Source organism: Bacteroidota bacterium (assembly GCA_034439655.1).
GTDB lineage: Bacteria > Bacteroidota > Bacteroidia > UKL13-3 > UKL13-3 > CANJUD01.
In genome coordinates this window covers 72,964-87,571 of record JAWXAU010000159.1, presented here as the reverse complement: position 1 = coordinate 87,571, position 14,608 = coordinate 72,964, and the positions used below count along the sequence as shown (strand labels likewise).

Annotated in this window: 3 protein-coding genes; all 3 read left to right on the top strand. The window is 37.8% G+C overall.

Features of this window, described 5'->3' with window-relative positions:
- Positions 1–248: 248 nt before the first annotated feature.
- The 3 genes from SGJ10_11890 (at position 249) to SGJ10_11880 (ending at position 14,602) form a co-directional block, all read left to right on the top strand.
- Positions 249–12,680, top strand: a complete 12,432-nt coding sequence (locus SGJ10_11890) for a PKD domain-containing protein (GenBank protein MDZ4758821.1) — start codon at positions 249–251, stop codon at positions 12,678–12,680.
- Between the two features lie 524 nt (positions 12,681–13,204).
- The gene (locus SGJ10_11885) at positions 13,205–13,783 is read left to right on the top strand and encodes an NAD(P)H-dependent oxidoreductase (GenBank protein MDZ4758820.1); all 579 of its coding nucleotides are present in this window, start codon (positions 13,205–13,207) and stop codon (positions 13,781–13,783) included.
- A gap of 273 nt (positions 13,784–14,056) precedes the next feature.
- Positions 14,057–14,602, top strand: a complete 546-nt coding sequence (locus SGJ10_11880; GenBank protein MDZ4758819.1) for an RNA polymerase sigma factor — start codon at positions 14,057–14,059, stop codon at positions 14,600–14,602.
- Positions 14,603–14,608: the final 6 nt, after the last annotated feature.

Genomic DNA, 14,608 nt, shown 5'->3' with positions numbered 1-14,608 from the left:
TTATATATTGAGTTTCGGTATTAATGCCGAACTACATCCCGAAAGCCCCGCTTAATCCCGATAATTATCGGGATGCGGGGGGATTAGTCCCCTTATTTTGGACTATTATATATTGAGTGTCGGTATTAAGTGAAATCTGCCGTATGGTACTTATTCCATACTCATTACCACTCCCTCATATACCACGAAAAAGGTATTTTTTATTTGGAGGTTATTGCCTTATTTTGCTTGCAATTTTTGAAAACACATTGTCAATCAATCGATTAATACAAATATTGAGTTTGGTAGGGGTTTTGGCACCCAATTCCAATGCCGTTTCGGCACAGGCTTGTAGTGGTACTTCTTCGTTTTCGGGGCCTGCTTCGGTATGCATTAATAGTTCCATCAAGTTTAATTTTGGCTCGTCGGTAGCTATTGATTCTTTCAGAATTGTATTTGGTGATGGAAGTTCATTTGTGAAAAAATATGTTTCTTCTGGCGACAGCACCAATCATAGTTATACAACTGCTGGTACATTTTACTTGAGAATGATTCGTCGTTTTACAGCAGGTTGTAGAGATACAATAATAGATAGCATTACTGTAGTAGCACTTCCATCAACGGCATTTACTATAGGGAACGACAGTGTGTGCAGCGGAAGTTCAAATTCATTTAATGCCACAGCAACAGGCTTAACTTACTCTTGGAAAATAAACGGCTCTGTGGTTTCGTCAGCGAAAAGTTTTTCTCAAACATTTTCAACCGCAGGTTCTTATACTGTAAAACTAATTACGACCAATGCTACCGGCTGTGTAGATTCGGCAACAAAAACGTTTACGGTCTTTGCAATGCCCACCGTTGCTTTCACGTTTTCGCCCGATAGTAGTTGTGCAAATAGCATCGTTACCTTTTCCAATTCGAGCAGTGGAACGGGCTTAACACACTCATGGAATTTTGCAGATTCATCAACAGGAAATCCTTTAACATCAGCTACTACTAATCCAACCCATGCTTATACAAAAGCTGTGGGTAATAGTTTTAGTTCTTATAGTGTAAAGTTAATTTGCACGTCGAATGCAGGTTGTAAAGATTCTGCCACCAAAACAGTTCGTGTTAAGGAAAGACCTGATGGCACAGTGGTTGACGTGAACTCTACCGTTTCTTTTACAAATTGTAGTTTGGGAAGTTTTTTATTACAAATAGATAAATCATCTACTACCTCCTCTACCGATTCAGTATATTTTATTGATTGGGATAATGGAAGAAAAGATACAATTACCAATGCTTCTTTCAGCAGTGATACCAATACGTACAATAATCTGGGGTTTTTTACTTTGAAAGTAACTGTTACTGGAAAAAATAAATGCATCAATACAAAAACATATTCGGTTTTTAATGGCACAAACCCATCTGTAGGCTTTGCAAACCCAGGAGGTACAACAAATTTATGCGGACCTATACAATTAAAATTCCCTGTTACAAGCACGAGTAGTAACCCACCCGGTACAACTTATATAGTTTCGTCGAACGATGGGAATACTTCCCTGAGTTATTCGCATCCACCGCCAGATACCGTGTTGTGGACTTTTAACAGGGGAAGTTGCGGATATACAAGTCAAGGAAGTTTTGCCAATTCATTCCATTTGCGTATCGATGCTACAAATCCTTGCGGTGTTTCTGCTGGAACAGTTGAGCCCATTACGGTAAATCAAAGACCGGTAGCAAAGCTTTCGAGCAGTGCCGATACCATTTGTAAAAACAGTACCGTAACATTCACTGATAATTCATTGGCAGGAGTTTTTCTCCCTACTGCTTCGAGTTGCGATTCAACAAAAAAACGCTTGTGGAAAATGTCTCCCACTGCTAATACAAGTATAACCAGCGGCTCAATGGGCGATTCAACAAAATGGTATACGAGTAATAACAGTGCTTTTTGGGGAACTTCTACTTTTACTGCACAGTATACTGATACAGGAGCCTATACTACAAAAATAATTGTAGCAAATAAAGGGAATACATGCGGACTTGATTCGGCAGTAAAAACTATATATGTTGTTGATATACCCGTTGCCGCCTTCACGCCCAAGCCCGATTCTGGTTGTGTGACGTTTACAGACACTATGATAAATCAAAGTACGGGCAAAGGATTAACCTATGTGTGGATCGTGAGCCCTACCACAGGTTTCTCCTATACAGGTAGCACTTCAAATACTTCCACAAATCCTGTTTTCAAATTCACTTCTGCTGGATTGTTTGTGGTAGAACTTGCAGTTACCAATCCCTGCACTACAGTTTATATATATGATACTATCAAGGTAAAAACAAAACCAGCGGTAACCTTGCCAGCGATTGCAAATGGTTGTAAGCCTTATAGTATTTCGCCTTCGGCAACCTATAATAGTAATAATTCAACTATCTCTGCCTATAGTTGGACATTTACAGGTGGTAGTCCTGCTACGAAGAACACACAAAGTGCAGGAACAATTGTATATAGTTCCGCGGGTACTTATACGGTGGTAGCAAAAGCAACAAATGAGTGCGGAACAGATTCTGCAACGCGAAGTTTTACGGTATTTAATCCGCCTACCGTGAATGCGGGAAAAAGTATAGATAGTATATGTTTGAACAATGGAAATTTTACACTCTCAGGATATAGCCCTACGGGTGGCACTTGGAGTGGAACAGCCGTTAGCAGTGGTGGTGTGTTTAATCCGAGTACTTCGGGTGTGGGCTTATTTACCTTAAAATATACTTATACCGATGCGAATGGATGCACTGATACTGCAACAAAAAAAATGAAGGTTTTTGATATACCCGTTGTGAAATTTAGTGCTGTAAATAAATGTTTAGATTCGGCTATACAGTTTACGGATTCATCTACCGCACCCAGTTCTAGCATCACTTCTCGCAAATGGTATTTTGGCGATGGCAATACATCAACTGCTACAAATCCTAGCCATACTTATACAAGTGCCGGAACCTATACTGTGAAATTAGTGATCACCAATAGCTTTGGATGTAGTGATAGTTTGTCAAAAAATATAATTGTATATCCCAAACCACAAGTTTCGTTTAGCGTGAATGATAGTATACAATGTATTAGTGGAAATAGTTTTGTATATACCAATTTGACCTCTATCACCTTGGGAAGTATTTCTATTTTTAAATGGACTTTTGGAGATACCGCAACATCAAACAGCACAAGCCCTACACATAGTTTTGCAGATACAGGAACTTATATAACAAAACTAATTGCTATAAGTAATAATGGTTGCAAAGACAGTGTTTCAAAAACGATGAAAGTATTGAATGGGCCAAGTGTTTCGTTTACTATAAATGACACCGATCAATGCTTAACAGGGAATAGTTTTTCTTATAATAGTACCTCCACTGCAAATGGTGGAACTATTACAAACTATGCTTGGGATTTTGGAAATGGAAATACTTCCACTTCAGCTTCACCAGCCGCACAAACATATAGCAGTGCAGGAGTATATAGTGTGAAATTAATTATAACAAATAGCAAAGGTTGTAAAGATAGTTTGTCGAGAAATATAACTATATATGCGATGCCTATACCAAGTTTTACTTTTGGAGCAACTAGTTTTTGTGCACCTTATACGAGTGCTGTAACTAATAGTTCAGCGGCTTCTCCCTTTATTACTGCTTGGAAATGGAGTATACAAGGTAATAGTAGTGTTACTATATCGAACGATACAGCGAAGCAGCCTACCTTTACTTTCCCCGATATACAAAGTGGTACCGATTCTAATTATACTATAAAATTAAAAGCTACTAGCAAAGATGGTTGTAAAGATTCGACCACGGTTACTATAACTATAAAGAGTCGACCAAAAGCATTGTATACCTTTGTGAATGATAGTTGTGGCCCTATAGTATTCACGATTCAAAATAATAGTTTGAATGCGACAGGTTATAACTGGAGCAGCAATCCGAGTACTTCATTTAGTAATACGACAATTGCCCAGCCCATAATAACTTTAGCAAGAAATCAAACGGGTAGTACTATCAATTATATTATAAAACTCGTTATTGCAAATGCTGGTGGCTGTAAGGACTCATTGAATGATACAGTAAAAGTATATGCTGACCCCAATGCTAAATTTACCATGAGTAATATAGATAGCTGTGGGCCCTTGCGTGTATATTTAACAAATACAACCACTCCCTCTGCGGGCACCACCTATAATTGGGATTTTGGAAATGGCGTGAGTTCAACTATTAAAGATACTTCAATTATATATTATAATACTTCAGGAAATGATTCTGGATATTCCATTACACTTAAAGCTAAATCAAGTTTGGGGTGTTTTGATGATAGTGTACGCACCGTGAATATAAAACCCAATGCAAAAGCTATATATAATGCTACCAATACATCGGGCTGTGCTCCTTTCGTGATTGACACTTCTGTTATTTCAACCCAGCTATTTACGAATGCCAATAGTACTTATAAGTGGTATGCGAATGGAAGTCTGATTGGTTCTGCGGCTACCTTCCCAGGCTATACTATTACCAACTCAAACGATTCGGTATTGATTAAATTAAAAGTTACTTCGCTCAAAGGTTGTAAGGATGATAGTATACAAATGTGGTTCAAGACTATTACCAATCCACAACCCAATTTTGTGAGAAGTGATACGATTGGTTGTAATCCCTTAATTGTACTGTTTACCAATACATCAACACCCACAGGCTTGGCCTATCAATGGCAGTTTGGCAACTCAAGTAATACAAGTACACAAACCGATTCCTTATATTATACATTTACCAATACTGGTACTTCTGATACCACATGGAAAGTAAAATTGATAGGTCTTGCCGGAGCAGGTTGTAAAGATTCTATTGCTAAAAATATCGTCGTTCACCCATCATCACAACCTATGTTTACGGTCGGTACCGATTTTTGTGTTCCTGCTAGCATTAGCCCTAGCAATAATACCGCAGCATCGCCGGCTATATCAAGTTGGAAATGGAATGTGAATGATGGTTCAAGTTTATATAAAACTTCTACATTAGCAAATCCTACTTTTACTTTTAATGGCAATCAATCGGGAATCGATAGTTCGTTTAACATTTGGTTATATAGTACCACTGCAAGTGCATGTACCGATTCTATACAAAAAACATTTACTATACATAGTAGACCCTTAGCTAAATACAGTAACGACACGGTTTGTCAGCGTTTAACAACAACATTTACAGATTCATCTACCTTCTCATCAGCATCGGGAAACATATATAGTTGGAAATTTGGAGATGGGGATAGTTCTTCTGTAGTGAACCCTACACATATATATCCAACAGGAGGAACTTATATAAATAAATTAACCATCACTTCTACTTTTGGATGTATTGATACTTTATCAAAACCAGTTGTTATAAATCCAAAGCCAACCCCTACATTTACTTATACCAGTAGTGTGTGTGCACCTGTTACTTTAAGCCCCTCCAATAATACGGCAGCAGTACCTACGGTATCAACTTGGAATTGGAATATTATATATTCAGGAGCTGTGGTGAAAAGTAGTATAATAAAAAACCCCTCATTTATATTTGGCGATAATCAAACAGGAAGTGATAGTAATTTTAATATACGATTAATTGCTACCACAAACAAAGGTTGTATAGATTCGACGATATCTGCTTTAACTGTGAAAACACGTCCCATTGCAGCTTTCACTAGCGATACTGCTTCCTGCGGCCCCGATACATTTATTGTAAGTAATAGTAGTCAATTTGCTGCCAGTTACAATTGGAGTATAGCTCCGGCCACTGGAGTTTTTTTAAGCAGCAGTGCGGCAACAAATCCCACATTCACCTTTGGAAATTATATAGATAGTGTTATCAAAACATATACAATCAAAAATATTGCAACTACGAGTGGAGGATGTAAAGATACAATTATCAAGTCCTATAACCTATATCCCACACCTCTTGCTGCACTGGCGTTGTCACGTGCTGATACTTGTGGACCCGTGAGGATATATATTAGCAATAATTCTTCTCCTTATAATGGATTAAACTACAATTGGAATTATGGTAACGGAATTTCTGCAACAAGTAGAGATACGAGTTTAATTTATTATAATACCTCAGTAAATGATAGTATATATAATATTTCACTCACCACTACCAATATATATAATTGTTTAGATACACAATCTACTTACTTAACTATAAGACCTGATGCAAAAGCATACTTCACCGCTACTGATAGCGTGAGTTGTGCTCCCTATAATATTCCGACTTCTAAAATTTCTGCGACGCATTATGGTACTGCCAATAGCCAATACAAATGGTTTACAAATGCTACACAACTTGGTGCAACGCAAACGGGTGCTACTTTATCTTTTCCAGGCACCAGTATCACCAATGCCAACGATTCTATATTAATTAGTTTGGTGGCAATTAGTAAGAACGGATGCAAAAATGATACGCAAAAGCTATGGTTCAGAACCATCGCTAACCCTACTCCAAATTTTGTGCGAAGTGATACCGTAGGCTGCCATCAATTTGTAATTAATCTTGCGGATGCGTCAACGCCTACCAGTGGTTTGGTATATGAGTGGACACTAGGCAATGGGCAAACTTCAACAATTCAAAACCCAACAAATATTAACTATAATAATTCAGGAATCGTCGATTCGATTTATACGGTTAAATTGGTGGTATCTGCAGGTTCGGGTTGTAAAGATAGCATTAGTAAAACGGTGACGGCAAAGCCACTTCCCAATCCTAATTTTGGTTTATCAACGGACACCATTTGTTGGCCTTTCGCATTTACCGCAACCAATAGTTCATCGCTTGTTCCGCTCATTAAATCATACTTGTGGCGAGTAATTCCAGATACAAGTGTGGTTATAGCAAATGATAGTGCATCAACTTCTACCACTATAAATTTACCTGACAACAAAACAGGAGCCTATAAAAATTATACAGTAAAACAAATTGCCAAATCTATTTTTGGATGTTTCGATTCTATTTCTTTGCCGATTGTTTTGCCCAGCAGACCTATTGCATCATTCGATGTGAACCCTACCAATAGCTGTGGTCCAGCGGTATTTAATTTGCAGAATAATTCATTGTATGCATTAAGTTATAAGTGGAGTACTACGCATACCAATATAACAATTAGCAGTACCACTGCAACAAATCCAACAGTTACTGTTCCTGAAAATAAAGGCACTGCTGATAGTATATATACCATTAAATTAATTGCCACAGGAAATAATGGTTGTAAAGATACTATTACAAATACATTCACCGTGCACCCTAGGCCCCGTGGAGCTTTTGTGGCCGATAGCATTAATTCTTGTGGCCCTGTTTTAGTTACGTTTACCAACCAAAGCACTTCCAATACTTCCATGAATTACAATTGGGATTTAGGTGATGGAAATGCTGATACTGCAACAAACCCGACACATACTTATAACTCAAGCAATACGCAAGATACAGTATATACTATTACACTTTTTGTTACATCATCATTTGGTTGTAAAGACACGGTGAACCGCACTATCAACGTGAAGCCCGGACCAACTTCTCAGTTTAGTATATCAGATACTTTATTATGCACTCATGGCGGAACTGCTACGCTAAATATACAAAATCTATCCTTCGGAAATGTAGATACTTTCTTTTGGGACTTTGGAGATACTACATTTTTAACTACTACGGTTAAAAATAATTTTTCGCATAATTATACAAATGAAGGTATCTATAAACTGAAACTCACTGCGGTGAACGAATGCCGTATAACTATTGATAGTGCTAGGCTTACAGTACTTGAACCGCCCCATATTACCACTACACAAAGTGATACACTTACCTGTAATCCCAATGTGAAATTCACAGGATTTATTACCAATAATTTAGCAGGTACGCATGTAAAATATAAGTGGCTTTTTGGGAATGGCGATAGTTCTAATTTATTAAATCCAAGTACCGTAAATTATGGTTTAAACAAAACAGGGAAAGACAGTACTTATATAGTTAAGTTCACCGCATGGAATAATTGTGATACTGCAACTATTATAGACTCTGTGAGAATAAGAACAACACCTTATGCCTTTGTTACGCCGCTTAAGCAAGTAGGTTGTTCGCCCTTTAAAGCAGTTTTTGTAAATACTACCTTGGGTATCGATTCTAACTTAGTTACCGACTATATGGTTTGGGATTTTGGCGACGGAACCCCCATCGATACCGTTAAAAATAAATTGAACAGAACACATACTTATATAGTAGGAAGTACCGATACATTTTATGTGAAACTTTGGGCTTATAATCAATGTGGAGTCGATAGTCAAACACATCAGTTAATTGTATATCCGAATAGTATTGTTCCCCTCACTTCTATATTACCAGCAAACGGACAAGGTTGTAATCCACTTACAGTAACCTTTACCAACAATACTACAGGTGCAAATTCGTTTACATGGAAGTTTGATAGTGTGAATGGAACGAATACCAAAAATGCACAATGGACTTTTACCAAAGCAGGAATATATAATGTGGAGATGAATGCCGCAAATGCCTGTAGTGATACTTCTATATATATTGCGATCCTTGTTACCGACCCTCCAATCGTGAGCTTTAGTGATTCAGGAAAATATTGTGAACCTGGAACTGTATATTTCACCAATAAAACAATTAATGCCAATAGTTATAGTTGGAATTTTGGAGATGGCGATACTTCCATTGCTACAAGTCCAAATCATTTATATGATAGTGGTGGAATATATAAAGTGATACTTAGTGCCCGCAATATTGATTCTACGGGTCAGACTTGTGTTGACACTTTTAGTAAATATATAACTATATATAATAAACCTGTCCCATCATTGTCAGCTTCTGCCACCAATGGTTGCGAAGCTTTGGTAGTTAATTTTAGTGCATTGGGTTCTACCCATACCAACAATTATTTCTGGGATTTTGGGAATGGAAATACTTCAACCAATATCAATCCACAACAAACATATACTACTTTAGGAAACGATACTACTTACAAAGTTCGTCTAGTTAATAACAATGTAAATGGCTGCAGCGATTCTGCGTTTACCACTATAACAGTATATGCGAAGCCAAAAGCGGGTATTAGTGCCATTGATACATTTGCTTGTTTCCCCGGAACATTGTCATTCAATAATATATCGAGCAGCAATGCTGCTGCAGCCGTTTGGGATTTCGGCGACGGCCAAACATCTAACGTATTTAACTCCGTAAATCATACTTGGGCAAAACCTGGAATATATAAACTCAAATTAAAAGTTACCACTGTAAATGGTTGTGTGGATTCTACTTCCAAATTAATTAAGATTGGTGGCAATGATACTTTAAAAATTGTTGCCATTGATACGATATTATGTTTGGGTGTTAAGGGAACCTATCAAAGCCCCAATGTAAATCCACAAAAAGTGGAATGGGATTTTGGCGATGGTGTTACCGACACAGGACGTACCATAAAACATAATTGGTTCACAGCAGGAACATATACTATGATAATGACGATGACGGGATCTGACGGCTGTATTGATTCTGCTACCCGACAAATAGTAGTAAACAAACTTCCGCTTGTTGATTTTAGTGTGAACGACTCATTGCAATGTGTAAATACACAACAGTTTAATTTTACTGCAAATGCTAGTGCCGCAGCAGGTTTGACTAGTTTCACCTGGAAGTGGGGTGATGGAAAACAAAATATTATAGTAGCAAGTACTACTGCTGCAAATCATAGTTATACAGTTTCAGGAACATATATAGTTCGATTACTGGCAACCACTACACAAGGTTGTATAGATTCGGCTGCACATACTATTATAGTGTGGCCTAAACCAAACATGGTATATGCTATTAATGATACTGATCAATGTGTGAACAGTCAGTTTTTCTCATTCACAAATTCATCTAGTGTGAGCAGTGGTTATAATGATTATAATTGGCTTTTCGGTGATGGACAAAACTCCACTGCTACAAACCCAACATATACTTATGCAGATACTGGAGTATATAAAGTAACATTGTATGCAACAACGGATAATGGATGTGTGGATTCACTCACAAAAACGGTGTATGTTCGTCCAAAACCAACATTAGATTTTATATTGAGCGATACCAATATGTGTCTCAACGGCAATACATTTAAATACACACCAACCGCTACTATACCTTATGGCACCCTCAGTCTTTTCTGGGATTTTGGCGATGGCAATACACAAAATACAGGGAACAATCAATCTGCGGTAAAGCATAGTTATGCCACAGCAGGAACATATAATATAAAACTAAAAGTAAACAGTAGTTTTGGGTGCACAGATTCTGTTACCCATACTATTATAGTTTGGCCCAAACCTTCACCTATATTCACGGTGAATGATTCGATGCAATGTGTGAATTATCAAAATTTTATATATACCAATAACAGTACGATATTTAGTGGAAGCATGCAGTATGACTGGTACTTTGGCGATGCTCAAACATCCATTAACAATAGTTCTAAGAATGTATCACATACTTATGCAAACTATGGAATGTATGATATAAAACTAGTTGCGATTAGCGATTTTGGTTGTAAAGATTCTGTTACAAATAGTATTATAGTAGCTCCCAAACCTACGGTAGATTTTGCTATCAATACACAATCACAATGTTTGAATATTAATAGTTTTTCTTATATAAATTTAACCACCATACCTGGCGGAAACCTTTTCTACGCTTGGGATTTCGGTGATGGTAAAACATCAACCGCACAATCACCTTCGCATGTATATACAAGTGCAGGAACTTATAATGTAAAATTGGTTGTAACCACACAATTAGGTTGTGAAGATTCTATTACCAAACAAATTACAGTATGGCCCAAACCCACAGTAGCATTTGCTATTAATGATACGGACCAATGTCTCACAGGGAATTCATTTATATATACAAACAACTGTAGTATACTAAGTGGCACCATGACTTACGATTGGTATTATGGCGATGGTAATAGCACTATAAACAGTGGTAGTGGTCAACAAACACATAGTTATAGTGTGGCAGGAACTTATATAATTTCTCTCATTGCCACTTCGGATATGGGTTGTGTGGACACGCTGAAACGTGCAGTAGTAGTGCGTGCTATGCCTGTTGCCTTATTTGCAGTGAACCAAGATTCGCAATGTGTGAACAATCAAGCTTACGATTATTTTAACCAAAGTACCATTGATTTTGGAGCATTAAAATCGTTCTGGGATTTTGGAAATGGGAAAACATCTGTACTTAAGAACCCATCAACCTTCTATAATACTGCTGGAAATTATACAGTAAGACTATGGGTTACTTCTGACTATGGCTGTAGCGATTCCACCAATCATATATATACAGTTACCCCTAAGCCAAAATCTGATTTCAGTTTGAGTGATACTGCAGAATGTGTGCAACTTATTCTTAAATTTACCGACCAAAGTAGCAGCGATGCAGTGAGTTGGTTATGGGATTTTGATGATCCTTTAAGCGGTGGTGTAAATAATAATTCTACTCTTGCATCGCCCACTCATGGTTATATACAGCCAGGGAATTATTATCCAAACCTCATAACTTTCAACCAATATCGTTGTAGTGATACTTCAAAACACCATGCAGTAGTATATCAAGATCCTACTGCGAACTTCTATATAAATCCAACCGCAGCATGCGATACTCCAATTACTGCAAATTGTATTAATATAAGTCAAAACGCTACGGCATATATTTGGGAATTGGGAAATGGGAAGACATCCACATTAACAAGTCCTACTGCAATATATATAAATAATGGAACCTATAATGTTGTGCTCACAGCTATTACTACTGCGGGTTGCATGGACTCTATGACCTTGCCTTATATAGTAGCGATACAACCCAAAGCAATTTTTAAATTGAAACCACATGCAGGTTGCGAACCTTTGGTGGTAGAATTTGAAAACGTAAGCACCAATAATACTTTCAATTTCTGGAATTTTAACGATGGGCAAGGTAGTATTATAGCATCGCCTACGCATATATATGATAAAGCGGGAACTTATATGCCAACTTTAATTATAAAAAATGGTAACTGTTTTGATACAGCGAATGAAGATACGATTATCGTATACCCCTTGCCATTAGCAGGTTTTACATGGGTCGATGATGGGCCACCACCATCGGGCACCATTAAATTTACCAACCAAAGTGTGGGAGCAATTTCCTACTTCTGGAACTTCGGCGATGGTACACAATCGGTCGATGAACATCCGACACATCGCTATCAACAACCCAAAGATTATATAGTAACTTTAATCGTGAATACCAATTTTGGTTGTTATGATACTTTTGTACAAACAATACATGTGGAGCTGATGAAAGGATTGTGGGTGAGCAATGCGATGAGCCCTGATGGATTTAAAAACGATGCAGCAGTATTCCAACCGCAGGGTGTGGGATTGCAAACGTATCATGTACGTGTATTTACTACTTGGGGTGAATTAATTTGGGAGAGCACCGAATTGGAGGGCACCAAACCCAAAGAATCGTGGGACGGAACTTGGAAGGGAAAACCCTGCAAGCAAGATGTTTATGTTTGGAAAATTGACGCTACCTTTATTGATGGAAGTGTATGGCCAGGCAAGCTGTATCCTAATGGCTTATATAATACAATTGGGTCGCTGACTTTGATTAGATAGTGTATAAATATCCTAAAAAAACAATCTTCGCAAACCTGCTTAAGATATAGTTTGCAATAAGAAATTGCTCTTTGGTGAGGACATTTGATGTGTTCGTAAGATTTTTGCTTTTTATATTAATACCGAAACTCAATATATAATAGTCCAAAAGAAAGGGACTAAATGTATTGTAGTTCGGCATTACCATTCTACAAACCAAATCCGCCACAGGCGGAGGACTATTTTAGGTTAAGAATTGGTATAAAGTCCCTTTATGGGCGGGCTGTCACCTCTTCTGGACACGTATTGAAAGGACATAGGGCAGGGACTGCATGACTTGGTTGGTGTCCTCACCAACCAAGTCATGAACTGTTTGAAATATACAATATCTATAAAACCCAATTTTTTGTTTACACTTTACTTTTTACTATCAATAGTCAATAATCAATTTTTTTTAGCTACGGGTCAGAGTCAATAAAACAATGTCCGCACAAATCTGTTTGAAAATATCGTAAGTTGTTATACCTTGCAACACAATACATCACATGAATATCTGCATCATCTCGGGTTCACCCCGCTGGAATTCTAATACCGTTAAACTAGCCAAAGCTATAGAAAGCTTGGCGAAGGAACATCACGAAGTTAGTGTAATAGACTTTGCTCATTATGATATTCCACTAGAAGGCCAGGGAAAAATGGAGCATGGAAGTTTGAGTAATTTCCAGCAAACATTATACAACGATATGGAAAAAGCGGAATTGGTTTTTATACTTTCGCCAGAATATAACTGGATGCCTAGTGCAGAGATTGTAAACTTCTTCAACCAAATGACGGGCAAAGAATATACGACCATGTGGCATAATAAAGTATTTGCCCTGGCGGGTGTTTCCAATGGTCGTGGTGGCAGGATGCCCATTATACAAATGGGTATTATGCTGAACAAAGTTTTGGGGATTATGAATTACCATAGTTTTATATGTCCCCGTTATTTTGAGGGCTACAGTACCCACGAACATATTGATGAAACGGGAAGCTCGAAAGGAAATCTACAATATGATAAGAGCATGAAAAACTTTGTAGATATTGCTGCGAGTTATGCAGCGAAGTGGGCTGCTGGGGCCTAACGTCATTCTGATCCCGACTTATCGGGATTCAATGCGAAGAATCTGTTCGGGTCGATGTCGAAAAAATAATATTACTTAACTTCCAACAGATTTTTTGTCTCGAAGCGAGTCTGATAGCCATCGGACTCAAAATGACGGCTTGAAAAAATATTTCCTCATTGTAAATCAATTTTTTACATTTTAATTTGAAAAAGTTTTGAAGCTTTTGATGAGGTATTGCATTAAGCATATACAAATCCGCCAACAGCTATGGCCATTATATCACAAACCCAAATGAGTACCACACAGCACAAGCCCAACAACGATAGTGAATGGGTAAGTGCTGCACGCAAAGACCCTGCTGCATTTGAGCATCTATACAATCGGTATTATAAAGATTTATTCCGATTCGTATACCGTAGGCTCAATAGCAAAGATGAAGCGGCAGATGTAACCCAACAGGTTTTTCTGAAAGCTTTAGTAAAGTTGGATTCATATAGAGACAAGGGTTTGCCATTTATGGCTTGGATGTTTCGCATTGCAGTGAACGAAATGAATATGATGTTCCGCAAGAACAAAGTGCAACGCACTATTAACCTGCAAAGCGAAGAATTACCACCGTTGTTGAGCGAGACCGACACACAGGTGCAGGACGATGAACTATTATACAAAGCCCTGAACCAACTTGATGCCGATGAGCTATGGTTGGTGGAGATGCGTTATTTTGAGCAGCGGCCATTTGCCGAAATAGCCCAAATTATTGACATTCCCGAGGCTACCTGCAAAACTCGAATGTACCGTGTATTGGAAAAATTACGTAACATTTTCAAAAACTATTAAAAAAGA

What these genes read in the sequence shown, in the direction of transcription:
- SGJ10_11880 (MDZ4758819.1), top strand. Translation starts at nt 14,057, where the DNA reads ATGAGTACCACACAGCACAAGCCCAACAACGATAGTGAATGGGTAAGT.
- SGJ10_11885 (MDZ4758820.1), top strand. Translation starts at nt 13,205, where the DNA reads ATGAATATCTGCATCATCTCGGGTTCACCCCGCTGGAATTCTAATACC.